This window comes from Halorubrum sp. BV1, from assembly GCF_000746205.1.
Taxonomy (GTDB): Archaea; Halobacteriota; Halobacteria; order Halobacteriales; family Haloferacaceae; genus Halorubrum.
In genome coordinates, this window is record NZ_JQKV01000001.1 from 850,898 (window position 1) to 876,536 (window position 25,639).

The following is a 25,639-nucleotide window of genomic DNA, read 5'->3' on the forward strand; positions in this document are numbered from 1 at the left end:
GGTCAGTCCGTCGACTCGCCGTCGGTCGCGCCGCGCGTTCTCTCACCGTCGGTCGGGGAGGCCGGGTCGACCGACGACTCCGCCGGTCGGTCCGCCAACGCCCGCTCGTAGCGCGTCACCTGCTCGCGGTGTAAAGACAGGATCATGTCGGCGAGCACGCCGAACACCAGAAGCTGGATCCCGAGGATGGCCGCGCCGACCGCGCCGATGGCGACTATCTGGTGGGCCGCCCCGTGGACGAACCAGCGGTAGAGGACGTACGCGGTCAGCGCCGCGCCGGCACCCGTCGAGACGGCACCGAGGCTGCCGAAGTAGAACAGGGGGTTGTTCGTCTTCGCCTTCCGGTACAGTTCGATGATGATAACCCCGCCATCGCGGATCGGGTGGAGGTTCGTCGCGGAGCCGCCGGGCCGCTCGCGGTAGGTGATCGGGACGACGGTCACTCGGATGCGGTTTTTGACGCACTCGACTGCCATCTCGGTCTCGATCCCGAACCCGTCGGCGGTGAGGTGGAGCCGCAGGAACGACTCGCGCGTGAACGCGCGGTAACCGGAGAGGATGTCGCGGTACCGCTCGCCGTGGATGGCGCGGAACGCGGCGTTGATCAGCCGGTTTCCGATCCGATTCAGCCGCGTCATCGCCCCCGGTCGCATGTCCGCGAATCGGTTCCCGATGACGTGCTCGGCATCGCCGGCGAAAAGCGGGTCGAGCATCGCGTCGACATCGGCGGCGTCGTACGTCGCGTCCGCGTCGGCCATCACGACGTACGAGGCCTCGATGTGGTCGCGAACCGCCTCGCGGACGGCCTGTCCCTTGCCGCGTCCGGACTGTTCGACGACCCGCGCGCCGGCCTCCGTCGCGGCCCTGCGCGTCCCGTCCGTCGACCCGCCGTCGATCACGAGGATCTCGTCGATCCCGGCCTCGCGGAAGTCCTCGACGACGCGCGCGACCGTCTCGACCTCGTCCATCGTGGGCAACAGGAGGCAGACGTCGTCGAAGTCGCTCATTAGCGGGTGGATATCGGGGCAGTCGCTAAACTCTGTCCCTCCGTGACCGTCGGCGGACCCTCGAACGGGAAACGCGGCGAGACGCGGCCTCGAACGCCTTCGCCCGTCGAACACGATTCGGTTCCGGGCGCGGTCGCTTCTGCGGCCACCCATACGCTCATGTACCCGACGACAGATCGGTAATATATGTCACGCCCATCTGACGAACACGTCGACGAGTTGCTCAGCGCGGCGCGAACGGCCACCGGCGACGAGCTTCGAAGCCTGACGTACTTCACCGAAGCCGAGGTCGAACAGCTGTACCTCCGCAGCGACCTGAACCAGACGGCCGACCTCGTGGGCTTCGCGGAGAACGAGCGGCAGGGGTTCCACTCGCAGTCCATGTACGCGAACACCCAACTGGGCGACTACCTGTTCACCGTACGGGTGTTCGAGAACGGATACCTCACGCGGGTGATCGCCGACGATCACGGCGTCTGGGTGACGACCGACTCGATGGAGATCGACCGCTTCGAGGAACTCGCGAGCGCGCTGGCGTCGGTTCTGCGGTCGTTCGATTCGGCCTGACGCCGGGGGGCCGCTCACCCGAGGTGGCTTTCGAACTCGGGAACCAACTCCTCGGCGTCGACCGGTTTCGTCACGTAGCCGTCGGCACCGGCCTTGACTGCCTCCATCATTTTCTCTTGCTGGTCGACGCTCGTACACATCACGATCACGGCGTCGGGCCAGCGGTCCTTGATCGCCGCCGTCGCCTCGATGCCGGTCATCTCCGGCATGACGACGTCCATCGACACTGCGTCGGGCTCGTACGCCTCGAACAGTTCCACCGCCTCCGCGCCGTGTTCCGCCTCACCGACGACCTCGAAGGGACCCTCCAACGCGTCCCGAACCACGGTCCGCTGGAAGGCCGAATCGTCGACGACGAGCACCCGATCGGTCATATCCGTGATCGGCGCGTGTGCGGCATAAAGCGCGCGGATCGGCGTACGGAGCGATCGTTCCGACGCGGAGGCGAACGCGCCGGCATCGGTTCCGCCGACGCCGGTCGGCCGCTCCGACGCTAACTGATCATGTGAGTGCACTTCGGGACCAGCGGGATCGATCGGCCAATAAATATCCGGGCGAAGCCGCACAATACCTTGTATATTCGAGAAAGCGTATAATGAACATAGGAACAACGTTAAGGCATATCCCGCGGTACGGACGGGCATGGAAACGCGGAAGGTCCAACGGCTGGGTCCGTCGACGCTGGCGATGACCCTCCCCGCCGAGTGGGCGAAGGAACACGGCGTCAACAAGGGCGACGAGGTGTCGTTGCGAATGGGTGGCAAAGGAACGCTCACAGTGCTTCCAGAGTCGGTGAGCACCGAGGAGTCGGAAGCCGTCATCAACGCCGACGGGCTCGACGCCCAGTCGCTGGAGCGGGCCATCGTCGCACAGTACGTGCTCGGGCGGCGGGTGATCCACGTCCGGAGCGAGGGGACGCTCGACAGCGAACACATCAACGCGGTGTACAAAGCCGAGACGCAGCTGATGGGGCTCGGCGTCATAGAGGAGACGCCGGAAGACATCTCTATCCGGTGTTCCGTCGACCCCGAGGACTTCACCCTCGACAACCTGCTCGAACGGCTGGAGAACACGGGCTCGACCATGCGCGGCGAGGCCGTCAAGGCGCTCGCGCACGGCAACCCAGACCTCGCACAGCGCGCGCTCAACCGCGAGCGGCAGGCGAACAAGATATTCGTGCTCCTCCTGCGGCTGATCTTCACCGCCTACCAGAACCCGAACCTCGCCCGCGCGGTCGGATTAGAGGAGGGGTTCCCGCTCATCGGTTACCGGTCCGTCGCGAAGAATCTCGAACTCACCGCCGACAACGCCGAAGACATCGCCGACATCGTGATGGAGGCGGACGGCCACACGCTCGACGTCGACAGCGCGACGATGCGACAGATCCGGGATTTCACGGACCAAGTGGACGAACTGACGGCGGTCGCCGTCCGCGCCGTCGTCGAGCGGGACTACGACCTCACCGTGGAGTGCCGCGAGCTGTTCGCTCGGTTGGAAGACCGCGAACAGGATATCCTCGGCGAGCTGCCGGCCGACCTCGACAACGACACGCTCCTCATGACTCGCGAGGTGCTCGTCAGCCTCCAACACACCGCCGAGTACGCGATGCGAAACGCCGAGATCGCCGCGAACCTCGCGCTTAACGAGGCGTCCGACCACGTCGAGATCATCTGACCTGCGCCGGGTTCGCATGAACTAAGTAGTCGCCCGTGAAGCGACACCGTATGAGCGAAGCATCCATCGAGTCTGACAAGGGGATCGGCGTGGCGCTCGCGCTCGGGGCCGTCGCGCTCGTCGGAAGCGTCGCGATGTTCGGCGCACCGTCACAGATCGGCCGCGCGTGGGGGTTCGCCGCGGCGTTCGTGTTCGCGCTCTGTGCGGTCCTCGCCGTGCAAATATACCAGTAGCGACCACAGACGAGAAACGATTAAATCCGTCACGCTCCTACCCCCGTCGATGAGCGAGTACACCGAGGAAGAACAGCGGATCCTCGCGTACCTCACCGACAGCGTCACCCGCGGCGAGCGGTACGTTCGCTCGAAGACGATCGCGGACGCAATCGGACTCACCGCGAAGCAGGTCGGGTCGCGGCTTCCCCGCGTCGCCGAGAAGTCGGACGACGTCGACATCGAGAAGTGGGGTCGATCTCGATCGACGACGTGGCGCGTGACGCCACAGGGGTGATAGGACGCATCGGGGAGCGGGACGGCAGACGCGCGTCTTTTTAACCCCCGTGGTACCAAGGGCAGGTATGACAGTCCGAGTGTCTCGGACGTTCGAGTTCGACGCCCCCGCCGAGGACGTGTGGGCGTTCATCTCGGACGCCGAGAAGCGTGCCGGCGCGATAAGCGTGGTCGACACGTTTGAGGTATACGACGATGGACGAGCGACGTGGCAGGTCGCCCTCCCGATCCCGGTGATCCGGTCGACGATCGCCGTGGAAACCGAGGAAGTCGCGCGCGACCCGCCGAACCGAGTGAAGTTCGTCGGGAAGTCGCGCGCCTTCCGCGTCACCGGCGAACACGAGATCACGGAGACGAACGGTGGGTGTCGGCTGGCCAACGAGTTCGTCGTCGACGGGCGTATCCCCGGCGTCGAATCGTTCTTCGAGCGGAACTTCGACGCGGAGCTGGATAACTTAGAAGACGCGCTCCGCGCGTCGCTCGGATCGTCCGTATGAGGGTCGCGTGCGTGCAACTCGGCGTCGACGGCGGGGCTGTCACGGCCAACGTCGACCGCGCGCTCGATCGCGTCCGGGCGGCCGCGGAGGCGGGCGCGGACGTCGTCGTCCTCCCGGAGCTGTTCGACGTCGGATACTTCGCGTTCGACTCGTACGCGCGCGCTGCAGAGAGCGTCGCCGGCGACCGGCTCTCGCGGTTCTCGGCGGCGGCAGCCGACGAGGATATCCACGTGCTCGCGGGGACGATAGTCGAGGACCTCTCGGCGTCCGCGGCCGACGGCGTCGACGTCCCGACGACCGACGGCCTCGCGAATACCGCCGTCCTGTTCGACCGCACCGGCGACCGACGGCTCGTCTACCGAAAACGCCACCTGTTCGGATACGGCTCGGAGGAGACGGACCGCATGGTTCCCGGAGAATCGACGCCGACAGTCGAGATCGACGGCGTGCGCGTCGGGGTGACCACCTGTTATGACCTCCGCTTTCCGGAGCAGTTCCGGGGGCTGGTCGACGCGGGGGTCGACTGCGCGCTCGTCCCGAGCGCGTGGCCGTATCCGCGGGTGGAACACTGGCGAACGCTCGGCCGAGCGCGCGCCATCGAGAACCTGACCTACGTTGCGACGGTGAACGGGAGCGGCACCTTCGACGAGGACGCGCTCTGCGGGCGGACGACCGTCTACGACCCGTGGGGAACGACGCTTGCGTCCGCGGGCGACGAGCCGACGACGGTGACCGCGAACGTCGACCCGGACCGCGTCGCGGCCGTTCGCGAGGAGTTCCCGGCGCTGCGTGACCGCAGATAGCGGCGGACCGCCCGCGTGTTCGGCGACGGACGCGGGCGGCGGTCGCCCGATCCGGCGGCCGTCGACCGCCTCATTTATAACGGAGAACGCCGTACGTGGACGTGCCGAAGTCCGACGCTTTTCTCGTTGGAGTTCGGTGACAAATCCACGCGCCCGTCCCGACCGCTCGGGCGGCGACGCCGCTGACAGCCCGGGGGTCCGCTGTTCGGCCGCCGCCCGCCCGCCTCCCGCCGCCATCTCTCGCCGTTCGCCGCGTCCATCGCTCTCCTTTCACCCACGCCCTTCATCCGCCAGCGTCGTTCGTCGTTCTCGCGCGTACCGCACGCCAGCCACAGAACCGCGCGCTCTGCCCGTGCTGTGTCCGCTAGTATCAATACGGATAATAGGGGCAGTACATTCTTATATCGGAGCGAGTAGGTGTGAAACGCCGCGGACGAAGCCGGCCGGCCCCATCCCGACGTCGGGCGGGCCGGTCGGACACTCGCTTCCACCGTCCGTCGTCCGCCGGCTTACGGCGTCGGGTCGATCCGCTCCCACACCGTACCCGACCCGTTTCACGGCACCCGATCACAACCCCTGTCATCGACGTGCGTGGTGCCGTACCCCCCACTTTCGGCGCTCGCATCGCTAGCAGCGGCAAGCGGTCGGGGTTCGAACGAATCGCGGTCTGCTGGCAGTCTCTGTTGTCCCGAGGCGTACGGACGGATGAAACGCAAGGACGAAACCGCAGCGCCGCGAACCGACGCTCGAATGTTCCCCCGCGAGTACCGCGGCGTCGCCTTCGTCGTCGGGCTGTTTCTGGTCGTGCAGATCGGAGCGCTCGCGCTCGTTCCCGAGTTCGTCGAGAGCGGCTATCAGGCGGTCGAGAACCCGGACGATCCGACGAACAGCCTCGCGTACATCCTCGCGATCCTCGTCATGACGGGGCTGATGCTCGCGGCGTTTCGATACGACTTCGATCAGGCGATCCGACTGCTGATCGTCGGCGTCTCCGCGTGGCTATCGTGGTACGTCTTCTCCGCCGTCCTCCCGCCCGCAGGGGCCGCCGTGCCCGCGCTCGCGGTCGGCCTCGCGCTGCTCGTCTATCCGGAGTGGTACGTGATAGATACCGCGGGGGTGTTGATGGGCGCGGGCGCGGCGGGTCTGTTCGGCATCTCGTTCGGTCTGTTGCCGGCGCTGGTCTTACTCTCGCTGCTCGCGGTCTACGACGCGATATCGGTGTATGGCACGGAGCACATGCTGTCGCTCGCGGAGGGCGTCATGGACCTGAATATCCCCGTCGTGCTCGTGATCCCGCTGTCGCTGTCGTACTCCCTTCTGGACGCCGACGAGTCGGACGAGGCCGCGGCGTCCGATCCGACGGAAACCTCCGCAGACGCCGACGACGCAGGCGACCCAGGCGCAGACGCCGATCAGGACTCTGCCGGCGGCGACGTCGGCGATCCCACGCCGGTCGAGGACCGCGACGCGTTCTTCATCGGCCTCGGTGACGCCGTGATTCCGACGGTGTTGGTCGCGAGCGCGGCGACGTTCTCGCCGGCCGCGAGCCTCGGAGTGCCGTACGTGGGGCTGAACCTTCCCGCGCTGCTCGCGATGGTCGGACAGATCGCGGGGCTGCTCGTCCTGATGAGCTGGGTGATCAAGGGCCGTCCCCACGCCGGGCTGCCGCTGTTGAACGGCGGTGCCATCGGCGGCTACGTGGTCGGCTCCGTCGCCGCGGGCGTGCCGCTGATCGAGGCCGTCGGCCTCGCCGGCGTCCTCTGAACGGGGCCAACAATGAGGACGACGTGCCGCAACCGGGCGACGAGTACGCTCGCGAACGCTCGCTCGGGAACCGCAGCCGACAGTGAACGTTTTTACTTCTCGGATGATAGCGTGTCGCATGAACTTCGATACGTTCGTTCTTGCGGCCACGACGAACGATCTGACACGGGAGTCGGCGGCGCGCGGGCTCGCCGACGTCGTCGAGTTTCGGATGGACAAGGCGGACGACCCGCTCGAACAGCTCGACGACTACGATGGAGAGTTGCCGCTTCTCGCGACGAACCGGGCGCGCTGGTTCGGCGGCCAAGCGGTCGATACGGGCAGGCTCGACCGGCTTTCGGCCGCCTCACGCTCGGATCACGTCGAGGTCGTCGACGTCGAACTGGAGACCGCGCGGGGAACGGAGTGGGTGCTCGACGAGTTCCGCGACAACGGCGTCGACTGTATCGTCTCGCACCACACGTTCGATGACACGCCCGAACGGGGGGTTCTCGACGCGATATTCCGCCAGTGCGGGGAGTACGGCGACATCGCAAAGGTGGCCACGTTCCCGCAAAAGCACACCGACGTGCTCCGGTTACTTCGCTCGATCGCCGTCGCGACGGAGACGGGCATCGACGTGGCCGGCATTTCGATGGGAGAGATCGGGAGCCACTCCCGCGCGGTCGCACCGATATACGGCTCCAAGCTCGGATACGCCCCACTCGCCGACGACGAGAGCGAGTACGCGCCGGGACAGATACCTCTCGAGCGGCTCCGAACGCTGATCGACGGGCTCACAGAACACAGCGAGATACAGCGGACCGGCACGGCTTCAGGTGAGAACGCCGAACGGCGACAGCCGGCGGAGCACTAAACGGGCGGGCAGGCCTCATGGAGCGGCGGACGCCGACGCGTTCGGGCGGCGATAGGGGCCTGACGAGCCGTTTCGGGATTCTTATGGTCGTACCGCGTAACCCGCCACTAATGAGTACACGTAGCCTGTGCGGGGGCGATCTGCGATGAACGAGGATGAGGACGCGGTCAACGCCTACATGATCCGGCTCGAACTCGTCGACGAGCCGGGAGAACTCCTCCGGGCGCTGGAGCCGATAGGCGAGAACGGCGGCAACCTGCTGTCTATCTTTCACGAGCGCGGGAACATCACGCCGCGCGGACACATCCCCGTCGAGGTCGACATCGAGGCGACCGCCTCACAGTACGAGGCGATAGTCGAGGTGCTCCAAGAGGAGGGGATAAACGTGATCCAGGCGGGCGCAGAGCGATACAGCGAGTCGGTCGTCTGCATCCTTTCCGGGCACATCGTCGACACCGACCTGTCCGACACGCTCTCGCGGATTCAGGAGACGTCGAACGCCACGGTGACCGACCTCTCGCTTTCGGCTCCCGAAGGGACGCGAAACACTTCGAGCGCCAAGCTCCGGCTCGCCGTCGAAGAGGGAGAAATCGGCGAGACGGTCGCGAGCGTCCGCGCGATCGCCGACGAGAAGGACCTCCATCTGATCGAGTCGCTGACGGGGGGGAACGCGTGAGACTCGCGATCGTCGGCGCGGGCGTCGTCGGCCGATCCGTCGCCGACCTCGCGCCCGACCGAGGCCACGAGGTCGTCGCGATGGGCGACTCGACGAGCGCGGTCGTCGCCGACGGCCCGGGCGAGTCGGTCGACGTCGACGCCGCGCTCTCGCGCAAGGTCGAGCGGGGGATCGTCGGCGACGCGGATCCGGCAGACGTGCTCGCGGCGGAGTACGACGCGCTGGTGGAGGCGACGCCGACGACGCTCGGGGACGCCGAGCCGGGGTTCTCGCACGTCACCGCGGCGCTGGAGCGAGACCGCCACGTCGTGCTCGCGAACAAGGGGCCGGTCGCGGAACGGTTCGGCGACCTCCGGGCGGCCGAAGCCGACAGCGCTGGCGAGGTGCGCTTCGAGGCCACCGTCGGCGGCGCGATGCCGGTCCTCTCGACGATTGAGGACCACGGGCCCGCTCACGTCGCCGCCGTCCGGGGCGTGCTCAACGGGACGGCGAACTTCGTCCTCTCGCGGATGGCCGCGGAGGGGCTGGATTACGAGCACGTGCTCGCGGAGGCGCAGGACTTGGGTGTCGCCGAGGCAGACCCCGCCTTCGACGTGGACGGCACGGACGCGGCGCTCAAGTGCGTCATCCTCGCGAACGTCCTCGCCGCCGGCGCGGCCGACGACCCCGCCGACGCCCGCGAGTTCAGCCTCGACGACGCCGATGTCGAGGGGATTCGGAACGTCGCCGGGAGCGCGCTGGACCTCGCCGGCGAGGACGGGCTGACGGTCCGGCTGATCGGCGAGGTCGCCGACGGCTCGGTCCGCGTCGCGCCCCGGTTGGTGAAGCGCAACTCGCCGCTCGCGGTGTCCGGAACGACGAACGCCGCACAGATCGAGACGACGTCGGCCGGAACGCTCACCGTCTCCGGGCGCGGAGCCGGCGGGGAGGAGACCGCGAGCGCGGTGCTGATTGATCTCAACCGGCTTAGCTAACGGCGGTCGAGGCTGGCGTCGGTCTCCCGACGACGCGTGGCGAGTGTCGCCCGCAAAGCCGATCAGTCGACTCGGCCGACGGTGACGTCGAACGGGACGCGCTCGACGCGTTCGTACTCGCCCGCGCGCATGGCGTCCACGACAGCGCGGCCCATCTCCCGCCAGCGGCCGCGGAGGTCGTCGTAGGCGTGCTCCGAGGTCGCCGCCACCAGTTCCTCGCGGTGGTCGGCCAGTCCCGCACCGGAGGCCTTCCTCGCCGCCGACGTCAACGCGGCGTCCGCGTACGGCGGCGCAGTCCGCTTCTCGTGAACGTACCGTCGAGTCCGAACGTCGCGAAGCCCCGCATCCGCGAACGCGTCGCGGACGCGGTCGCCGAGCGCCACGTCGGTCCCGACGCCGGCCACGTACGCCTCCCGTGCCTCGCGCTCTAAGCGCTCTTCGGCCGGGACGGTCGAAGCGACGGTCACGTCCGCGTTGTCCGGTTCGATCGCTGCCACGAGATCGGACGAGACCCGCGTGAACTCCCGGACCGCCGCCGCCGGATCGGGGAGGTTGATCAGGAGCGCCTGACAGACGGCGAGATCCACGGCGTCGTCGGAGATCGGGAGCCGCGTGGCGTCGCCGGCGAGGTAGGTTTGGGTTCCGTCGGTCATCTCGCAGTCGGCCGGCTCGCTCTCGCCCGTCGCGCGATCGATCGTCTCGTCCTCGACCGCCTCGCTCCCATCCGTCTCGCGAGCGACAGCGAGGAGGTCGCGATCGGCGTCGACGCCGATGACGGTCGCGTCTGATGGCGTTTCTGCGGCCAACACACGCGTCAGCTCGCCGGTACCGCAGCCGACGTCGAGGACGCGCCGACGGGTCGGCAACTCGAGGTCCGCGAGCGCCTCGCGGCCGTCGTCCCACATCCCGCGGCGGGTGTGTTCGAGGTACTCGGCGGAGAAGCGTCGCACGGAGACGGGTTCGGTCTGAGACCGAATAAGAGTGCGGGAACGCGGCGCGGTGAGGTACGGGGCGCGGGGCGATGAGGTGCTCTCAGACGGAACACCGGAGAGACACCCCGTCTCAGTCGGTATCGTTCGTCACGCGACGTCGCCGGCGTCGTCACCGACTCCGGCGAGGTCGGCGAGCATGGCGGCGGTGACGCCGGCGCAATACCCGACGAACGCCCCGCTCACGCCGACGAGCGCGAACGAGACCGTGACGCTCCCGAGCGGCGCGTCGGCCGCCCCCACACCGGGAACGCCGAGGACGCTGCCGACGAGGACGAGCGCGGCGAACACGACTGCGGGAACGACCCCCACGGCGAGGCAGGCCGGACCGCCGCAGCGCGCGTAGGCCCCGGCGGCCGCGATCGGAGCCGGCGCATAAAAGACGAGCAGGGGAACGAGCCGGTCGGCCAGTGCGGCCGCCCCCTGCAGATCCGCGAGGTCGGCAGCTATCGCGCTCGCGAGCGCGATCGCCACGACAACGGCGAACCCAGCGACCATCGTGACGGCCAGCCGCCGCCGACGCCCGAGGAGGAGCGCCTCTGTGGTGGTCATACCCACGGTATCGTCACGCAAGCCATATAAAACCGCGTCGGACGCGGGGCTGTCGCCCCGGGCTCGTCACTCTGCCCGCAGTTCGCGGACGCGGTCGATGTTCCACGCGAAGCTCTTGCCGTCCTCCGTCGGTGTTTCGAGCGCGAGCGGCACGTCAAGCAGGTCCGGGTGGTTGAGGAACCGCTCCATGCCGGTCTCGCCGATCTCGCCTTCCCCGATGTGCGCGTGCTCGTCCTTGTGGGTGCCGCAGGCGTGTTTCGAGTCGTTGAGGTGGACGTATCGGAGGTGGTCGAGACCGACCACGTCGTCGAACTCCGCGACCGTCTGATCGACGGCCTCGGGCGTCGAGAGGTCGTAGCCCGCGGCGAAGGCGTGGGCGGTGTCGAGACAGACGTCGATGTCGGTCTCGGTGCGGTCGATGACGCCGGCGAGGTGTTCGAACTCGCCGCCGAGCTTCGTCCCCGCGCCCGCGTCGCTTTCGATCAGGATGGTGACGTCGTCGGGCACGTCGATCTCGTCTATCACCGACGCGGCGTTGTCGAGGCCGCCGTCGACGCCCGCGCCGGTGTGTGCGCCGAGGTGGACGTTGACGTAGGGGATATCGAGCGTCGACGCCGCGTCGACCTCCTTTTGCATCGAATCGAGCGACTTCTCGCGAAGCCCCTCTTTGGGCGTACAGAGGTTCACGAGATACGAGGTGTGGATCACCCACGGGCCCGCTAGTTCGCGTTCGGTCCCCTCGCGGAACCGTTCGGCTTCCTCGTCGCCGATGTTCGGGTCCTGCCACACCTGCGGCGAGTGGGTGAATATCTGTCCGCAGTTCCCGCCGACTTCGATCTGGTTCTCCACGGCGTTGTCCACGCCGCCCGCGATGGAGACGTGCGCGCCGACCTTGAGACTCATACGGATCCCACGCCGCCGTCGGAAAAAGCCCCTTCGGAACTCGGGGAGTCGAACCGGCCGATCCGGCGGATGGTCGAACCGAGCGGGTGGTCGAACCGAGCGGGTGGTCGAACCGAGCGGGTGGTCGATCGACCGATCGCCTACCGCTCTCCGGGGCGCGTCCGAACCCACGCCGGGTCGCGGTACTTCGTCTCGACGAGTTCCGCGGCCCGTTCCAGTTCCGCCTCCGTCCACGAGCCGTCGCAGTCGACGTCGGGAGTCGCGGCCGTCCCGTCAGTCCCCACTGTCGCGTCCTCGGTTACTTCGCCGATCCCGTCTCTCACCCACGCGGCGAGCGCGTCCGCGACCGCGGCCACGGCCTCGTCGCGGTCGGCGTCGGTGAGTTCGTCCATGCCGACGACGCGGTCGCGGAACGCCGCGGGCGTCACGGGCGAGTCCGCGAACGTCCCGAGGTGGCGCTCGGCGTCGACCGAGAACGTGAGCGATCCGTGCTGTATCACGGCGTCGCGCTTCCGGTACTGCGCGTTGCCGGCGATCTTTCGCCTCGCGGGCGCGTCGTCACCGGGTGCGCCGGAATCGGACCGTTCGGCCTCCCCCGCCACCACGTCGTGTGCGGGATGGAGTTCCCTGAGGTAACACGCGGGGTGATACAGCTCCGGCGTCGCCTCGTCGACGTAGTCGGCGTCGATCCCGAGCCGGTCGAACGCGTCGAAGATCGGCTCACAGAGCAGGTGATAACAGTCGAGCAGCTCGCCCGGAACGTGACTCGCCGGGACCGCGATCGAGTAGGCGATGTCGCCGTGTGCGTCGTGGTAGATCCCGCCGCCGCCGGTCTGCCGTCTGGTCACGTCGATCCCCTCGCGTTCGCAGAACGCCCAGTCGACCGTCTCCGGGTCCTGCCGGTAGCCGAGGGTGAGACAGCTCGGCTCCCAGCGGTACGTGCGGACCGTTGCGGGGCCGCCCGCGGCGGCCGTCTCGGCCGCGACCTCGTCGAGCGCCATCTGCATCGCCCCCGGTCGTGCCTCCTCGGCGATCAGCCGCCAGTCGACGGCCGGTGCGGTCATATCGACACTGAATCCGTCCGCTCCGATAGCCGTTTCGTTCACCGCGTGCCGCCCGACGCGGAGAGCGACGTTCCATTTGTCTCTCACCGATACGCGTCGAACTCCTCGCCGAAGACGAGGAAGTAGCCGGTCCCGACGACGCCGATCGCGGCCGCGGTGGTGAACGCGACCTCGGGACTCACGAACTCCCAGAGGTAGCCGCCGAGCGCGGCGCTCGGGATGACGACCGTGTTCCGCAGGAGGTAGTACGTCCCGGTGACGCGCCCGCCGGCACCGCGCTCTGCGGGCCCGACGATAAGCGCCTTATGAGAGGGGAGCCCCGCGAAGCGAAGCCCGGAGAACGCGAACACGAGGACCATCGCCCACGAGAGCGGCAAAAGCGGCGTGAGCACGTCTGGTCCGCCGATGAGCACGAGCGGAAAGAGCGCGTACACGGCGAAGCCCAGCGCGACGATCGGTTTGAGACCCACGCGCTCTGCGGCCTTCGCCGCCGGGACCATAGAGAGGAGCGCGACCAGCATCTCGACGCCGAGCAGGTAGCCGAAGAAGGCCGCAGGCGAGAGGTCGACGGCGCGGGAGACGCTACCCAGCCCGACCGTGGCCTCGAATCCGACCTCGTAAAACTGCGTGACGACCAACACGAAGAAGACGTACACCATCCCGTTCGCGAACCTGACGAGCGTATCGCCCACTAAGAGCGGCCGGAGCGGCTCAGGCATCTCGCGGAGGTCCCGTCTGATCTGCGTTATCCCCGCGAAGGAACTCCCGATCGAGTCTCCGTCCGCGTCGTAGAGGACGTGCTGGGCGACCGTCCCGACGACGCCGAAGACGACCGCCACGGCGAGGACATACCGGAAGCTCACGGTGAACTCCGGGTGGAGACCGATGAGGACGGCCGCGAGCACCGGCCCGACGAGGAAGGCCGTCCGCCGGAACGTCTCGGTGCTGGCGAAGCCGGCGGCCAGCCGCGAGGGGGCGGTCGCCTGCTTGACGACGGCGAACGTCGCGCCGAGCCCGAACGACTTCCAGCCCTGCGCGAACAGGAGGCCGACGAAGACCCAGACCCACGGTTCGACGGTGACGCCCGCGACCGTCATCGCTCCGAGCGCCGGTGCGGCGAACCAGACGGCGAACCCGAGCGTCGAAACAAGCCCGAACAGCGTGAGCGCGTACCGCGATCCGACGCGGTCCGAGATCGCGCCGCCGGGGTACGGAAACACCGCCGAAATGACGTTGCCGGCGGTGCCGAAGAGCCCGACGACGAACCCCGACGCGCCCAGTGCGATCAGGTACTCGGGGAGAAACCGATTCGTCATCTGAAACCCGAGACTGAACGCGAACATCGCGAGCGACAGCACCAGGACGTCCCGTTCGAGCGCGAAGAACTGTCGAAACGCGGCTAACGCCCCCGAATCGTCCTGTCCGTCCGCGGATCGGTCGTGTCCCATATTCGACGAGCGCACTGAGGCCACGCCCTTGCTATCGCGTACGCCGTAAGGGGTATTGAAATTCCGGGAGCGGCCACAGCAGGCCGGCGTGCTGTTTTGATATTGCGATATGCGATATATAGTCATCTCATCGAACGCGCGTCCCTTTTAGGATTCGCCGGAGTACGGGTCCGCATGGTTCGAAACGTCGCCGGCGAGATGGCGGAGCTCGACGCCGAGGACTTCTACCTCCTCTCGGGCGTCGAGCAGGGGATGCGGTTTTCGGAGTGGGTTCGCCGCGACAAGCTCCCCGAGTACGCCAGCCTGACGCGCGAGGAAGTCGACTACCGGATCGATCGGTGTCTCGACCGGGAGCTGATCGAACGGAAGACGATCCAGTACGAGGGGTACCAGCTCACCTTCGAGGGATACGACGCGCTCGCGCTCCGGACGTTCGCCGAGCGCGACACGATAGACGGCGTGGGATCGCCGCTCGGGCTCGGCAAAGAGGGCGACGTGTACGAGGTCCAGTCGTTCAAGCCGCTCGCGTTGAAGTACCACCGGGAGGGCTACACCAATTTCCGAGAGGTGAACCGCGAACGGGAGTACACGGCCGACCGCGATCACGTCTCGTGGCTGTACACCGCGCGCAAGGCGGCCGAACGCGAGTACGAGGCGATGGAGGCGCTGTACCCCGACGTGTCGGTGCCGCGACCGGTCGATCAGAACCGCCACGCCATCGTGATGGACAAGTTCGAAGGCGTCGAACTCGCTCGCGCGACGCTGGATCCCGAACAGGCCGTGGGGGTCTTGGATCTCGTGCTCCGTGAGCTACAGACCGCCTACGACCTCGGGTGGGTTCACGCGGACGCGTCCGAACACAACGTCGCGGTCGCCGAAAGCGGCGTGACGATCTTCGACTGGCCGCAAGCCGTGAGCGTCGATCACGAGAACGCGCGCGAGTTTCTCGAACGCGACGTGGCGAACCTCTGCCGGTACTTCGAACGAAAGTATCCTCACGAGGTCCCAGACGTCGACACCGGCGAGATCGCCGACGCCATCGCCGACGACTCGTTCGAGAGCGTCCGAATATCCAAAGCATAAATCATATAGCGCAATATGAAATAGGATCGTCCGAAGTTGAGACTACAGTGGGTTTAGCGGGTCTGTGATGCGTGAACTTGGCCGATTCAGTCAGCGCAAACCACCCCAAATCACTCCCCAAGCGACCATTCCTGTCATATTCCCAATCGTATGGGCAGATTTTCGCGACTCCCAACAGTGTAGCCACTCAGACGGCGCACTAACCTAGACAGAGTGTCTCTCTACCCGATTCCAGTCTCCTTCTTCAGCAGCGTCAGCGTATTATCGGCCGTCACGATCGGCGAGTGTTCATACTCACCAGTCAATTCGACCTGCACGAGCAGATCGACAGCTCGCCAGATCGAGTACAAGAGACAGGCGAACGCGAAGTAGAAGAATCGAAGCCCGAAATCCTTCGACGTCGTCGCTGCCATGAACCGTTTGATCGACCTGTACCCACTCTCGATCTCCCAGCGATAGCCATACTCCGTGAGGTGCGCCCACTCCCGCAATTCGTCATGAATACCGAGTACTGCCGGTGATCGTCGTACTCGGAGTCTTCATTCCGGCGGTAGACCAGCGTCGTTTCGTGCCACTCGTTCTTGCCCAGATGGAGCCTCCGGTCGGTTTCATACCGGTCTTGGTCCCGCTGGAGTAATCGCTTGGCTTGGGCTTTCTCGGTGGTCTGCATCCGCTTCGGCACGACATACGACAAGCCACGCTGGCTAAGCATCTCCAGGACGTGCTGACTATCGAACTCTCGGTCCATCAGCACGTTATCGATGTGGACGAGTTCTTCAGCCGAATCCAGCAAATCCCCGACGATCTCCTTGCGTGACTCGCCTTTCCGTACCGGGCGGGCATCAAGCACGAGCGGAACGGCGTTGCCGACTAACTGGACCGTCGCCCACTGATAGGCATATTCGTCGGTCTTCTCTTTCGTCCCGATGATCTCGTCCTCGTGACCCGTTCTATCGCCGGTGAACGGGTCAGCTTCGGTAATGTCGATCGCGACGATTCCGGTCTAAGCTGATTCAGCGAGCCATGTGAACTCTTCAATGACACGCTCCTGTCATACAAAAACTACGGGATGTGCTCGTAGCAGGCTATCTCGGCTCCGAACCCCATACCCAACATTGGTAGTGCCACGCAGTCTACGCTCGAATATGCCAAAATCAGAACCATTCGAGACCCATACCGACCGATACGAAGGGTGGTTCGAGCAACACGACGATGCCTACCAGTCGGAACTGGCCGCTCTAGAGCGGCTCGTGCCAGCGACCGGACGCGGGATCGAGATCGGCGTCGGGAGCGCGCGATTCGCTGCACCGCTCGGAGTCGGCGTCGGGATCGACCCGGCCGAAGCGATGCTGGAACATGCTCGCGAGCGAGGAGTCAGCGTGGTCAGAGGTGTCGCCGAACATCTCCCTTTCCGGGACGCCACCTTCGACACCGCGCTGATCGTGACGACGATTTGCTTTGTCGACGACATTACCCGAACGTTGGCCGAAGCCGACCGGATCCTCTCGCAGTCAGGGCAGCTCGTGATCGGCTATATCGACAAGGACAGCCCTGTCGGACGAATCTATCAGGAAAAGAAAGAAGAGAACCCCTTCTACAGGGAGGCGACGTTCGTCTCGACCGAAGAACTCCTCGAGGAACTCGACGCGGCCGGATTCACTGACTTTGAGTTCGTACAAACGATCTATCACTGGATCGATGAGGTAGACGGCATCGAGCCGATCGAAGAGGGCTATGGCGATGGGTCGTTCGTCGGGATCAAGGCTAGTCGGTAGCGGCGGTCGGTGTCCACTCAGTGTGTATTCGTCCTCGAAGTTTCCATGAAGGACTGTTGTAATTCACGCTGTCCGTGGGCCGGTATCAGGATCAACTCGATGCCTGACGGCGTACTATACATTAAGACGGCCAGTCTCAACTACTGGGATCGTCCTCTGTGTTTTCTCTAGATGCCCCCCTTGTTACGCCGTTATTTGTCGATCAGTTCTCCGTCAGTGTTCCCTCTCGGCCGCTCAACTCGGACGTCGAATCCACCATCGTCGCCAACCGAGACAGAAATACGTTCCACGTTCCGTTCGTACACACTGCACCGCCCTCTCTTGGAGTCGACCACCAGATGCTCTTTGATGAGTCCGGTCCTGCGTAGCATGTCCAGCTTCCGGTACGTCGTCGAAGTAGACATGTCACAGGTATCGACCAATTCGGCGGCCGTCATCGGCTCATCGAGTGCCGACAAGATGTCCCGGTTTGCTTCGCCGCCCAGCGCGTTGAGAAGCGGCTCCGCGGGTGGCGATGGTTCAGGCTCAGCGTCGAGACTATTCATTGCGTACGGACGGCGCGCGTATGAGGTGGTTCGGCCCGAATCTCGTTTCGCCGCCTGTCGTTTGATCGACTCGGCACAGAGATCTACTCATCGCCGTACACTTGGAATCTGAAGGCTAGTGTGTCCGGTTGTCGTAGGACAACACACGATTTGAAGCGGACGCAAGAAGAGGGAACCACGATGTCGCGGGGCACTGACTAGAGACTACTCGCCGACTTCGATCGGGACGCCGATCATATTCCCCCACTCGGTCCACGAGCCGTCGTAATTCCGCACGTGTTCGTACCCGAGGAGTTCTTCGAGGACGAACCACGTGACCGATGAGCGTTCCCCGATCCGGCAGTAGACGATCACGTCGTCATCGGGGCTGATCCCGTGCGACTCATATATGTCCCTGAGCTCGTCGGGCGACTTGAATCGGCCGTCGGGGCGGACGTTCTCTGCCCAGAAGACGTTCGTCGCCCCCGGAATGTGGCCGCCGCGCATCGCTCCCTCGTTGCTGCCGGGTGGTTTCGTGGTGTCGCCGCGGAACTCCTCGGGCAGACGCACGTCGATGAACGCCGTCTCAGTGTCGAGTGCGTCTCGCACGTCCTCCCGGTAGGCTCGAACCTCCGGATCGGCCGGTGGATCGAGCGTACGCTCGTACGCCACGGTGGGTGGGTCGACCGGCTCCGTCGTGGTCGGATAGTCGTAGTCCATCCAGTACTCGCGACCGCCGTCCATGATTCGGACGTCGGGGTGCCCGTAGTAGGTGAGTTGCCAGTAGAGGTGTGCCGCGAACCAGTTCGAGTTGTCACCGTAGACGACGACAGTCGTCTCCTCGGTGATTCCGCGTGATCCGAGGAAGGAAGCCATCTCACCGGGACCAAGGATGTCGTGTGACTCCGCCGACCGGAGGTCAGTCTGCCAGTCGACGCCGACGGCACCCGGTACATGGCCCGTGTCGTAAAACGCGGTGTTGACGTCGACTTCGAGCAGCCGGAGGTCGGGGTCGGCGGTAGCAAACTGGTCGAGCCGCGCGTTGGTCCAGTCGGGGCTGACGAGCACGTCTGCGGGGTACTCTGTCCGCGTCGATGCGTCGGATCGCGTCCGCGTACCGTCGTCTGGTGAGTTCTCGCCAGTCATAATTGCCGTTCTGTGAACCGTTTCGCTAGTTCTGCGGTCGCTCGTCGAAGCCGATACGACACGGTCGATCGGGGTAGCTCGAGTTCGTCTGCGATCTCATCGAGCGTCACTTCTCGTGGTGTCTCGAAGTAACCGCGCTCGACGGCCACGTTCAATATCTCACGCTGTTCCGCACGGATGTCTGCTCGCGAGAGGAGTCCGCTTTCCCAGTTGGCGACCTCGGTCAAGTGCTTGAAAGAGAACGAGAGTCCCTCACCGAGCTTTGCGGACAACGTGTCGTACAGGTGCCCGATCTTCGAATCGTCCTGCACCAACACGCGCCATCGAACCCTGTCATCGGTCCGAGTCTGCTCGAGAAGCATCCCGCCGTCGACGTACTTCGCCGCGATGAGCGGGACGGATTCACAGAAGTCCACGTCGGAGATGTACGTGTACGCGACTCGCCGGCGCTGCTCTTCGGTCAGCAGACTCGTCGTTCGGGTCGAGTTGCACGCCCGGGCGTTGATTGAGTCTCGATCGACGGCCTCGTCCAAGAGTAGTTCGTCGACGGCCGCGAGGTCGGTCGGGTCGCCCGTGACCGATTCGAGCGTCCACAGCTCCGTCGGATCGAGACACGAGTAGAGTGCCTTCGATCGGAGGGACTCGCGATCGATGAACAGGTCGACGTACTCGTCGAAACCGGCGTCGTACGTTATTTCGAATGTGAAGTCGTACATCTGGCAGGGAACTGGGTTGGTAGGGGCGGCCTCGGTTCGGGGTGGCTGGGATGTCGCTGACGGAACGGGTACGCTGTGCCGTGTGTCGATGTGCGAGTCGGTTGGCTCTCGACAACGTGATCGGTATGGGCCCGACGTACTTACATTATCTCGTATGGTGCTTTCACGTTCGCCCCCCGAGGTACTGGGTGCGCTTCGAAGCCACCTACTGATCCCGGCGGTTGTCGCACTTCTCGCCGGGCTTGGCGGGATCGCCTTCGGACTCACCCACGACGATATCGTCACTGCGCTCGGGGCGCTGTTGTTCCTCCCGAGCGCGGTGCTGTTGTTCGGAATTGTCGCCAAGCGCCACGGGATCGGACCGTTCGCGTCGTCAGGCGACCGGACGGGCTGACTCCCCTCGGTCCGCTGGTCCGCAGACCGCGAGCTGTTCGGTTCATACCACGCTGAGCGTTCGGTGCTCGCCCGGCGACGGACGCCGGAACGCGGCGGCCGCGTCCCGCCTCGATCACAGACAGATGGCGGTGAGTCTCGGGGCTTCAGTCGTGTCATTCACCTTGCCTCCCGGATCCGAGCGGCGACGAGCCGGTCGACGTTGTACATGACCACCGCGACCGACGCCAAGATCGTCGCGAAATAGACGACGAGCTGTGGTGGGCCGGACGCGGCCCCGCCGACCACCGCTCCGGCGAACCCGACGATGAGCAGTTCCGCCCAAGTGAGTAACACGCGCGAGAGCAGCAGCGTCCCGACCGTCGACGGCCGTGCGGTCGTGTCGGCCTGTGAGTCCTCGCTCATGTCAGTACGCCTCGTCGGCCGTGATCGGTCCGCTGAACGCCGAGTACAAGACGGCAAAGTACGTCGCGATTAGTGGGAGCAGTAGCGCCGCCCCGATCGACATGAGGTTCAGCGGCAGCGTCGAGACGACAGCCGCGCTGACGGTGAGCCCCGCCGCGGGGTCGATACTCGGGTACATGAGGATCGCGACGACCGCGATCAACCCGTAGGTCAGACCTGCGGCCGCCGCGAGCGCGATGGCGTTCGACCCGCGTCGGAGCGCGACGCCGTACCCGACGCCGAGCGCGACGGAGGCGGCGACCAGCGTGAGCACCGGAGCCGACAGCAGCGCGTCGATACCGGCCGGGAGTCGGAACGCCAAGACGCCGAGGGTCCCGACGACCGCGAGGAGATACGCCACGACAGCACCGAGTCCGATCTGCGTCACCGTCTCGGGAAGCGCGTGTCGAGCTTTCAGTCGAAGGAATGCGGCACCGGACACGACGGTCAACGCCGTGACGGTGACCCCGACGACGACGCCGACGAGCGTGAACGATCGGGGGCTTCCGACGAGCCAGTTTCCCGCGAACGCACCGAGGAGAAACGGCGCTAGGACGCTGCCGGCGGCGAACGATCGCCCCCACCACCGCTGCCAGCGTTCGTCGTGGCGCTGTTCGTACATTTCGGGCGCGAGCCCGCGGAGGATGAGCGCACCAAGAATACCGAACATCAGCAGGTAATGTCGGCTGAACAGGCCGGCGTACACCGACGGGAACGCGGCGAAAAGCGCCCCGCCGAAGACGACGAGCCACACCTCGTTGCCGTCCCAAAACGGCCCGATCGCCGACAGCACCGCCTCACGCGCTTCGTCGTCTGTGAGCGTCGCGAAGATCGCGCCGGCACCGAAATCAAACCCGTCGAGGAATAGGAACGTCCCCAACAGGCCGAACACGAGGGCGAACCACAGCTCCGGCAGCGGCAGGCCGAACAGTGGCCCCGCAGCGAGCGCCTCGACGCTCGCGCTAGTCATCGCCGGGCACCCCCGCGGGCGGAGCGTCGGGAGCGCCGACCGACGCAAGTGCGTCCGCGCCGGGCGGGCCACCGCGGATGACGCGTATGACGACGTACGTGTACAGCGCCAAGAGCGTAGCGTAGACGCCGACGAAGCCGACGAGCGTGATCAGCGCCTCGGTCCCGGTGAGGCCGGGCGAGACGCCTTCGCTCGTCTTGAGGACGCCTTGGATGACCCATGGTTGACGACCGACCTCGGTGACGACCCATCCGAGTTCGACTGCGACGAATCCGAGCAGGCTGGAAGCCATCAGCGCCTTGTGAAGCAGTCCGTCTTCGAACAGCTCACCGGTGTACCACCGATAACCGCCCCAGAACGCGAGCAGGATGAACCAAAATCCCATGCCGACCATCGCGCGGAACGACCAGAACACGATGGCGACCGGGGGTGCTTCCGTGTCGAACGTGTTCAGCCCGCGAATCTCCGCGGTCGCGTCTCCTCCGCTGGCGAGCCACGACGCGCCGCCGGGAATACCGATGCCGAACAGTTCTTTTGCACGCGGATCGGTGAGTTGACTCAGGTCCGTCGGGATGGCGAAGATGTATTCGGGAACGTACGACTCGGTGTTCCAGACGGCCTCCATGGCAGCGAATTTCTGCGGCTGTGTCTCGTACACGTGACGCGCGTACAGGTCGCCCTGAAGCACCTGCAGCGGTGCCGTGATCAGCAACGCGATCAGTGCGATCTTGAGCGTCTTGTGCCAGAAGACGATGTTTTCCGTTTCGTTCCCCAAGACGTGGTGCCGGTAGACGTAGTACCCCGCGACGCCGGCCATGAACAGCGCCACGGACTCGACGGCCGCGTTTTGCATGTGGACGTACATGTATCCGAAGCGCGGGTTCAGATACGCCGCGACCGGGTCGACGAGACGGACCACTTCATGGCCGTTCTCGGTGGCGAGCTCGTAGCCTCGGGGCATCTGCATCCACGAGTTCGCAATGAGAATCCACACGGCCGACAGCCACGTTCCGACTCCGACGGCAAGACTGGAGATCAGATACAGCCGGTCAGAGACGCGCTCGCGGCCGAACACGAATATCCCGAGGAACGTCGCCTCCAGCATGAACGCCATCATTCCTTCGATGGCGAGTGGGCCGCCGAACAGCTCTCCGGCAGTCGTCGAGAACGCGGCGAAGTTCGTTCCGAACTCGAACTCAAGCACGATTCCGGTCACTGTCCCGACGACGAACGAGATAGCGAATATCTTGGTCCAGAAGCGACGCAGCTGTTCATACACCGGATCGCCGCCCCGGATGTCCTTCCACGTGAAGTAGATGAGAAAGGGTGCAAGCCCCATACTCATCACCGGGAAGATGATGTGGACGATCGTCGTCAGGGCGAACTGAAACCGGCTCGCGAGTACTGGGTCGATCATGTGGTACGTGATGATGAGTGGTGCGATCTCGGTCGCTTCTCTCGTTCGCTGCTGGGTTCCCGTTCCGCATAACCTCGGAGTTGGCACAGGACAAGCGGAGTCGACGTCTAGCGCCGCCCGATTGCGGACCGATCGGCTCCGTCGCGGTCGTCTACCCGACGCGCCGTTTCGGACACCGCTTTGGTATCGCCGGCACGGACGTGCCGGTTGTCTTGCGCCAACCGACCCCTTTCGTTGACAGGACAGCTGTGGTCACGCATGGAGACGCGTCACGCCGTGCTCGCACTCGTCGCGCTCGTTACGGTCGTGATGACTGCCCGAGCGATCGTCGCCGGTCTCAGCGGTGACATCGGGACGGTCGGTCGGCAGGTCGGGGTCGGCGGGATCGTCTTCGCGTTCGGCGCGGCGTTGTACCGAAACTGGGACGCGGTCGGCTGACGTGCGGCAGTCGGTCGATCTTCTTCCGCGATCCGGACTCCGAAGTTGTCGTGCGACAACTGAACGGCGATGTGGATCATTCGTGAAGACCTGTTGTGGGGTGACACAGAATGGGCGACACACGACTCAAGGCAGAGGTAAGGGGAGCGGGCCCGGCCGATTGGGCCGCCCTGCGCGACTCCGATGTCACGGCAGAATGGACTGTTTCGTCCTCGTTGTCCGTGGTATCGGCACTTCGAGGGCACGTGAACGGACTGAACGACTCATGACGACTACTCTACACGCACGATGACTGCAACACGACCGACCGTCCTCATTCTCGGCAGCGGTGCCGCGGGAACGATGACGGCAAACGCTCTCCGTCGGCGCATCGACGCCGACGTGACCGTGATCGACAAGAGCCGAACGCACAGCTACCAGCCAGCCTACTACCTGATCCCGTTTGGGTACATGGACCTCGACGAGCATCAGCGAGACACGCGAGAGTTGCTCCACGATGACGTCGAGTTCGTTCAAGACGAAGTCGTCGGGGTCGACCCGGACGAACAGACCGTCGACGGGGAGGACGCTACCTATGAGTACGACGTTCTCATCTCTGCGGTCGGGAACGACCTCCGTCCCGATACGGTCCCGGGGATGATCGAGGGATGGAACCAGACGGATTCAGTGTATCCGTTCTATCACGCCTCCGCGGCGCGAGCGTTGGGCGACGCCGTCGATAGGTTCGACGGCGGACGCTTCCTCGTGACGGTCCCGGACACGCCGATCAAGTGCGGCGGCGCGCCGCTGAAACTCACGATGCTGATGGAGGAGTACCTCCGCACGCGCGGTGTTCGCGAGGACGCCGAGATCGTGATGACAAAGCCCGGGTCGGAGGTGTTCGGCACGGGGCCGAAGGCGCCGTATCAAAAGCAGATCGAGCAGATCTGGGACGATCGCGACATCACGTTCGTGTCCGAGTTCACCGTCTCCGAGGTCGACTACGAGCACCAGACGGTTCACTCGGAGGAGGGAGAGGTCTTGGAGTACGACCTGTACGCGCCCGTTCCGCCGCAGTACGGACACGAGTTCGTCGTCGAGAACTCGCCGTTGACCGATGGTGGCGAGTATGTCTCCGTCGACGAACACACGCTCCAACACGAGAGGTATCCGGCCGTGTTCGCGCTCGGCGACAACGCCGATGTGCCGACCTCGCGGACCGCCTCGGCCGCACGCAAACAGTCGCACGTCGTCGTGGACAACGTCGAGCGGTACCTCGACGACCGGTCGCCCGCACCCGACTACGACGGATACACCGCCTGTCCGATTCTCGTCGAGAAGGGAAAGGCGATGATCGCGGAGTTCGATTACGAGGCCCCCATCTCCGCGCCGGTCGTGAGCCGACTCAATTGGATCCTCGACATCAACGTGATCCCATCGCTGTACTGGAACGTTTGGATGCGCGGATACGACCCGGTCCCATGAGTGAGACATCATCCGACGTGGACGCGTTCACGACCGACGCCGACTTGGACGAGCTGGCCGCTCGCGTCGACGCGCAGGCCGACGACCTGATCGCGCTGTTGGACTTACTCGCCGTCGTTCGGGGCCTGAGCGACGATCTCGTGCCGGAGCTGCGAACGGCCGCGGCGGAGAACCGCGAGCCGCTGGCCGACCTGCGAACGGCTCTCGAAAACGAGGAGACCAGACGACTGGTCGAGCGAGTGGGCGATAACGCCGATTCGCTGGCTGACCTCCTTGACCTAGTGGTCGTCGTACAGGACCTCTCGGCGGAACTCGTCCCCGAATTGCGAACCGTCGCCGCCGAGAACCGCGGGGAGATCGCACAGCTACGCATGGCGTTCGAGCGTGAGGAGACGCTGATCCTGTTGCGCCGGATCGGGCACAACACCGACACGTTTCTCGACCTGCTGTCGACGCTCGAAGTCGCGACCGACGCGCTCGCGGACGTTGCTCCCGAAGATGGGGCGGCCGCTGCGGCTGCGCGCGAAGACGTGCGCCGGCTCGCTACGGCGTTCGATCGGGCGGAGTCCGTCGACGCACTCGTCGCGCTCGGCGAGAACATGGAGACCGTCCGCGGACTGCTCGCGCTCGTTGAGGGGTTCGGCGACGCTGCCGACCGCAGTACCGATGAGTACTATCAGCTCGGGACACGGTTGGGACAGGCCGCCGACCTGGCCGAACGCGCGGCCGACCCGCAGATCGTCGAGACGATCGATGCCGGTTCGAGCGCGTTTACCGACGAGACAGCCGACCGCCGAGTCGGCCTGTTCGGATTGCTGTCGGCGCTGCGCAACGACAACGTCCAACGGACGCTCGGCACGCTCATCGAAGCGGCCGAGCGCGTCGGTCAGACGCGGGACACCAGCCGATCGGAGTGAAGCCAGTGGCCCCTCTTTCAGCAGTGGGCGACTCTCTCCACCGGGGAGAACGAGCCCACCACGGGAGCG

General features: G+C 65.5%; 29 protein-coding genes and 1 pseudogene. 16 read left to right on the forward strand and 14 right to left on the reverse strand.

Going from position 1 to position 25,639, the window contains the following annotated elements; genetic code table 11:
• Nucleotides 1-2 precede the first annotated feature (2 nt).
• Nucleotides 3-1,007: an S-layer glycoprotein N-glycosyltransferase AglJ gene (aglJ, locus tag EP28_RS04165; protein WP_080506049.1), complete on the reverse strand. Its 1,005-nt coding sequence runs from the start codon at nt 1,005-1,007 to the stop codon at nt 3-5.
• A 186-nt stretch (nt 1,008-1,193) separates the two neighbouring features.
• On the opposite strand from aglJ, the gene EP28_RS04170 reads away from it, so the two are divergent.
• Complete coding sequence (locus tag EP28_RS04170; protein ID WP_049982725.1) at nt 1,194-1,574, forward strand: DUF7522 family protein; 381 nt, start codon at nt 1,194-1,196, stop codon at nt 1,572-1,574.
• A 14-nt stretch (nt 1,575-1,588) separates the two neighbouring features.
• Here the strand turns inward: EP28_RS04170 and EP28_RS04175 are convergent, their stop codons facing one another.
• Nucleotides 1,589-1,948: a response regulator gene (locus EP28_RS04175; protein WP_049982824.1), complete on the reverse strand. Its 360-nt coding sequence runs from the start codon at nt 1,946-1,948 to the stop codon at nt 1,589-1,591.
• A 268-nt stretch (nt 1,949-2,216) separates the two neighbouring features.
• Between EP28_RS04175 and EP28_RS04180 the strand changes: the two genes are divergently transcribed.
• The 9 genes from EP28_RS04180 to EP28_RS04220 all read left to right on the forward strand — a co-directional run bounded on the left by EP28_RS04180 (nt 2,217) and on the right by EP28_RS04220 (nt 9,327).
• Nucleotides 2,217-3,248 (forward strand): phosphate signaling complex PhoU family protein, encoded by a 1,032-nt coding sequence (locus EP28_RS04180; RefSeq protein ID WP_049982726.1) that lies wholly within the window; start codon nt 2,217-2,219, stop codon nt 3,246-3,248.
• Between the two features lie 50 nt (nt 3,249-3,298).
• Complete coding sequence (locus EP28_RS04185) at nt 3,299-3,481, forward strand: DUF7525 family protein (RefSeq protein ID WP_049982727.1); 183 nt, start codon at nt 3,299-3,301, stop codon at nt 3,479-3,481.
• Nucleotides 3,482-3,530: 49 nt separating this feature from the next.
• A complete protein-coding gene (locus tag EP28_RS04190; protein WP_049982728.1) occupies nt 3,531-3,758 on the forward strand; it encodes a DUF7123 family protein in 228 nt (75 codons plus the stop codon).
• 67 nt (nt 3,759-3,825) lie between these two features.
• A complete protein-coding gene (locus EP28_RS04195; protein ID WP_049982729.1) occupies nt 3,826-4,254 on the forward strand; it encodes an SRPBCC family protein in 429 nt (142 codons plus the stop codon).
• Nucleotides 4,251-5,057 (forward strand): carbon-nitrogen family hydrolase, encoded by an 807-nt coding sequence (locus EP28_RS04200; RefSeq protein ID WP_049982730.1) that lies wholly within the window; start codon nt 4,251-4,253, stop codon nt 5,055-5,057. Before EP28_RS04195 ends, EP28_RS04200 begins: the two co-directional genes overlap by 4 nt.
• 750 nt (nt 5,058-5,807) lie before the next feature.
• Nucleotides 5,808-6,821 carry a presenilin family intramembrane aspartyl protease PSH gene (locus EP28_RS04205; RefSeq protein ID WP_049982825.1) on the forward strand — a complete coding sequence of 338 codons (1,014 nt, stop codon included), beginning with the start codon at nt 5,808-5,810 and terminating at the stop codon, nt 6,819-6,821.
• Between the two features lie 118 nt (nt 6,822-6,939).
• Nucleotides 6,940-7,677, forward strand: a complete 738-nt coding sequence (locus EP28_RS04210) for a type I 3-dehydroquinate dehydratase (protein ID WP_049982731.1) — start codon at nt 6,940-6,942, stop codon at nt 7,675-7,677.
• A 145-nt stretch (nt 7,678-7,822) separates the two neighbouring features.
• Entirely contained in the window at nt 7,823-8,353 is a 531-nt protein-coding gene (locus tag EP28_RS04215) for an amino acid-binding protein (protein ID WP_049982732.1), read from the forward strand.
• On the forward strand, nt 8,350-9,327 hold the full coding sequence (locus EP28_RS04220) for a homoserine dehydrogenase (RefSeq protein ID WP_049982733.1): 978 nt from the start codon (nt 8,350-8,352) through the stop codon (nt 9,325-9,327). Before EP28_RS04215 ends, EP28_RS04220 begins: the two co-directional genes overlap by 4 nt.
• A 62-nt stretch (nt 9,328-9,389) precedes the next feature.
• Here EP28_RS04220 and EP28_RS04225 read toward each other — a convergent pair whose 3' ends face one another.
• From EP28_RS04225 to EP28_RS04245, 5 genes are all read right to left on the reverse strand, one after another.
• A complete protein-coding gene (locus tag EP28_RS04225; RefSeq protein ID WP_049982734.1) occupies nt 9,390-10,277 on the reverse strand; it encodes a class I SAM-dependent methyltransferase in 888 nt (295 codons plus the stop codon).
• A 129-nt stretch (nt 10,278-10,406) separates the two neighbouring features.
• Nucleotides 10,407-10,868, reverse strand: a complete 462-nt coding sequence (locus tag EP28_RS04230) for a hypothetical protein (protein WP_049982735.1) — start codon at nt 10,866-10,868, stop codon at nt 10,407-10,409.
• 66 nt (nt 10,869-10,934) lie between these two features.
• Complete coding sequence (locus EP28_RS04235) at nt 10,935-11,771, reverse strand: deoxyribonuclease IV (RefSeq protein ID WP_049982736.1); 837 nt, start codon at nt 11,769-11,771, stop codon at nt 10,935-10,937.
• 140 nt (nt 11,772-11,911) lie between these two features.
• Nucleotides 11,912-12,835 (reverse strand): lipoate--protein ligase family protein, encoded by a 924-nt coding sequence (locus EP28_RS04240; protein ID WP_049982826.1) that lies wholly within the window; start codon nt 12,833-12,835, stop codon nt 11,912-11,914.
• Nucleotides 12,836-12,918: 83 nt separating this feature from the next.
• Complete coding sequence (locus EP28_RS04245) at nt 12,919-14,283, reverse strand: MFS transporter (protein WP_049982737.1); 1,365 nt, start codon at nt 14,281-14,283, stop codon at nt 12,919-12,921.
• Nucleotides 14,284-14,457: 174 nt separating this feature from the next.
• Between EP28_RS04245 and EP28_RS04250 the strand changes: the two genes are divergently transcribed.
• The gene (locus EP28_RS04250) at nt 14,458-15,366 is read left to right on the forward strand and encodes a serine/threonine-protein kinase RIO2 (protein ID WP_049982738.1); all 909 of its coding nucleotides are present in this window, start codon (nt 14,458-14,460) and stop codon (nt 15,364-15,366) included.
• A 221-nt stretch (nt 15,367-15,587) separates the two neighbouring features.
• Here the strand turns inward: EP28_RS04250 and EP28_RS04255 are convergent.
• Nucleotides 15,588-16,366, reverse strand: a pseudogene (locus EP28_RS04255) (transposase); the annotation flags it as partial.
• Between the two features lie 145 nt (nt 16,367-16,511).
• On the opposite strand from EP28_RS04255, the gene EP28_RS04260 reads away from it, so the two are divergent.
• Complete coding sequence (locus EP28_RS04260; protein WP_049982739.1) at nt 16,512-17,141, forward strand: class I SAM-dependent methyltransferase; 630 nt, start codon at nt 16,512-16,514, stop codon at nt 17,139-17,141.
• A 191-nt stretch (nt 17,142-17,332) separates the two neighbouring features.
• On the opposite strand, the gene EP28_RS04265 is transcribed toward EP28_RS04260, so the two are convergent.
• The 3 genes from EP28_RS04265 to EP28_RS04275 form a co-directional block, all read right to left on the reverse strand.
• The gene (locus tag EP28_RS04265) at nt 17,333-17,686 is read right to left on the reverse strand and encodes an ArsR/SmtB family transcription factor (protein ID WP_049982740.1); all 354 of its coding nucleotides are present in this window, start codon (nt 17,684-17,686) and stop codon (nt 17,333-17,335) included.
• A 204-nt stretch (nt 17,687-17,890) separates the two neighbouring features.
• A complete protein-coding gene (locus EP28_RS04270) occupies nt 17,891-18,811 on the reverse strand; it encodes a sulfurtransferase (RefSeq protein ID WP_049982741.1) in 921 nt (306 codons plus the stop codon).
• A complete protein-coding gene (locus EP28_RS04275) occupies nt 18,808-19,527 on the reverse strand; it encodes a helix-turn-helix domain-containing protein (RefSeq protein ID WP_049982742.1) in 720 nt (239 codons plus the stop codon). The genes EP28_RS04270 and EP28_RS04275 overlap by 4 nt, the downstream gene beginning before the upstream one ends.
• 154 nt (nt 19,528-19,681) lie before the next feature.
• On the opposite strand from EP28_RS04275, the gene EP28_RS04280 reads away from it, so the two are divergent.
• Nucleotides 19,682-19,921, forward strand: coding sequence for a hypothetical protein (locus EP28_RS04280; protein WP_049982743.1), 240 nt, complete (start codon nt 19,682-19,684; stop codon nt 19,919-19,921).
• Nucleotides 19,922-20,079: 158 nt separating this feature from the next.
• Here the strand turns inward: EP28_RS04280 and EP28_RS04285 are convergent, their stop codons facing one another.
• The 3 genes from EP28_RS04285 to EP28_RS04295 are packed head-to-tail and all read right to left on the reverse strand — an operon-like array spanning nt 20,080 to nt 22,751.
• Nucleotides 20,080-20,325: a hypothetical protein gene (locus EP28_RS04285; RefSeq protein ID WP_049982744.1), complete on the reverse strand. Its 246-nt coding sequence runs from the start codon at nt 20,323-20,325 to the stop codon at nt 20,080-20,082.
• Between the two features lies 1 nt (nt 20,326).
• Nucleotides 20,327-21,334: a cytochrome d ubiquinol oxidase subunit II gene (locus tag EP28_RS04290; protein ID WP_049982827.1), complete on the reverse strand. Its 1,008-nt coding sequence runs from the start codon at nt 21,332-21,334 to the stop codon at nt 20,327-20,329.
• Nucleotides 21,327-22,751, reverse strand: a complete 1,425-nt coding sequence (locus EP28_RS04295) for a cytochrome ubiquinol oxidase subunit I (RefSeq protein ID WP_049982745.1) — start codon at nt 22,749-22,751, stop codon at nt 21,327-21,329. Before EP28_RS04295 ends, EP28_RS04290 begins: the two co-directional genes overlap by 8 nt.
• 258 nt (nt 22,752-23,009) lie before the next feature.
• Between EP28_RS04295 and EP28_RS04300 the strand changes: the two genes are divergently transcribed.
• From EP28_RS04300 to EP28_RS04310, 3 genes are all read left to right on the forward strand, one after another.
• Entirely contained in the window at nt 23,010-23,189 is a 180-nt protein-coding gene (locus EP28_RS04300) for a DUF8073 family membrane protein (RefSeq protein ID WP_049982746.1), read from the forward strand.
• 288 nt (nt 23,190-23,477) lie between these two features.
• Entirely contained in the window at nt 23,478-24,653 is a 1,176-nt protein-coding gene (locus EP28_RS04305) for an NAD(P)/FAD-dependent oxidoreductase (RefSeq protein ID WP_080506050.1), read from the forward strand.
• Nucleotides 24,650-25,570, forward strand: coding sequence for a DUF1641 domain-containing protein (locus EP28_RS04310; RefSeq protein WP_049982747.1), 921 nt, complete (start codon nt 24,650-24,652; stop codon nt 25,568-25,570). Before EP28_RS04305 ends, EP28_RS04310 begins: the two co-directional genes overlap by 4 nt.
• Nucleotides 25,571-25,639 lie beyond the last annotated feature (69 nt).

Bases quoted from the DNA above. Each gene is read 5' to 3' on its own strand.
- aglJ (WP_080506049.1), bottom strand. From the start codon at position 1,007: ATGAGCGACTTCGACGACGTCTGCCTCCTGTTGCCCACGATGGACGAG.
- EP28_RS04170 (WP_049982725.1), top strand. From the start codon at position 1,194: ATGTCACGCCCATCTGACGAACACGTCGACGAGTTGCTCAGCGCGGCG.
- EP28_RS04175 (WP_049982824.1), bottom strand. From the start codon at position 1,948: ATGACCGATCGGGTGCTCGTCGTCGACGATTCGGCCTTCCAGCGGACC.
- EP28_RS04180 (WP_049982726.1), top strand. From the start codon at position 2,217: ATGGAAACGCGGAAGGTCCAACGGCTGGGTCCGTCGACGCTGGCGATG.
- EP28_RS04185 (WP_049982727.1), top strand. From the start codon at position 3,299: ATGAGCGAAGCATCCATCGAGTCTGACAAGGGGATCGGCGTGGCGCTC.
- EP28_RS04190 (WP_049982728.1), top strand. From the start codon at position 3,531: ATGAGCGAGTACACCGAGGAAGAACAGCGGATCCTCGCGTACCTCACC.
- EP28_RS04195 (WP_049982729.1), top strand. From the start codon at position 3,826: ATGACAGTCCGAGTGTCTCGGACGTTCGAGTTCGACGCCCCCGCCGAG.
- EP28_RS04200 (WP_049982730.1), top strand. From the start codon at position 4,251: ATGAGGGTCGCGTGCGTGCAACTCGGCGTCGACGGCGGGGCTGTCACG.
- EP28_RS04205 (WP_049982825.1), top strand. From the start codon at position 5,808: ATGTTCCCCCGCGAGTACCGCGGCGTCGCCTTCGTCGTCGGGCTGTTT.
- EP28_RS04210 (WP_049982731.1), top strand. From the start codon at position 6,940: ATGAACTTCGATACGTTCGTTCTTGCGGCCACGACGAACGATCTGACA.
- EP28_RS04215 (WP_049982732.1), top strand. From the start codon at position 7,823: ATGAACGAGGATGAGGACGCGGTCAACGCCTACATGATCCGGCTCGAA.
- EP28_RS04230 (WP_049982735.1), bottom strand. From the start codon at position 10,868: ATGACCACCACAGAGGCGCTCCTCCTCGGGCGTCGGCGGCGGCTGGCC.
- EP28_RS04235 (WP_049982736.1), bottom strand. From the start codon at position 11,771: ATGAGTCTCAAGGTCGGCGCGCACGTCTCCATCGCGGGCGGCGTGGAC.
- EP28_RS04240 (WP_049982826.1), bottom strand. From the start codon at position 12,835: ATGACCGCACCGGCCGTCGACTGGCGGCTGATCGCCGAGGAGGCACGA.
- EP28_RS04245 (WP_049982737.1), bottom strand. From the start codon at position 14,283: ATGGGACACGACCGATCCGCGGACGGACAGGACGATTCGGGGGCGTTA.
- EP28_RS04250 (WP_049982738.1), top strand. From the start codon at position 14,458: ATGGTTCGAAACGTCGCCGGCGAGATGGCGGAGCTCGACGCCGAGGAC.
- EP28_RS04260 (WP_049982739.1), top strand. From the start codon at position 16,512: ATGCCAAAATCAGAACCATTCGAGACCCATACCGACCGATACGAAGGG.
- EP28_RS04265 (WP_049982740.1), bottom strand. From the start codon at position 17,686: ATGAATAGTCTCGACGCTGAGCCTGAACCATCGCCACCCGCGGAGCCG.
- EP28_RS04270 (WP_049982741.1), bottom strand. From the start codon at position 18,811: ATGACTGGCGAGAACTCACCAGACGACGGTACGCGGACGCGATCCGAC.
- EP28_RS04275 (WP_049982742.1), bottom strand. From the start codon at position 19,527: ATGTACGACTTCACATTCGAAATAACGTACGACGCCGGTTTCGACGAG.
- EP28_RS04280 (WP_049982743.1), top strand. From the start codon at position 19,682: ATGGTGCTTTCACGTTCGCCCCCCGAGGTACTGGGTGCGCTTCGAAGC.
- EP28_RS04285 (WP_049982744.1), bottom strand. From the start codon at position 20,325: ATGAGCGAGGACTCACAGGCCGACACGACCGCACGGCCGTCGACGGTC.
- EP28_RS04290 (WP_049982827.1), bottom strand. From the start codon at position 21,334: ATGACTAGCGCGAGCGTCGAGGCGCTCGCTGCGGGGCCACTGTTCGGC.
- EP28_RS04295 (WP_049982745.1), bottom strand. From the start codon at position 22,751: ATGATCGACCCAGTACTCGCGAGCCGGTTTCAGTTCGCCCTGACGACG.
- EP28_RS04300 (WP_049982746.1), top strand. From the start codon at position 23,010: ATGGAGACGCGTCACGCCGTGCTCGCACTCGTCGCGCTCGTTACGGTC.
- EP28_RS04305 (WP_080506050.1), top strand. From the start codon at position 23,478: ATGACTGCAACACGACCGACCGTCCTCATTCTCGGCAGCGGTGCCGCG.
- EP28_RS04310 (WP_049982747.1), top strand. From the start codon at position 24,650: ATGAGTGAGACATCATCCGACGTGGACGCGTTCACGACCGACGCCGAC.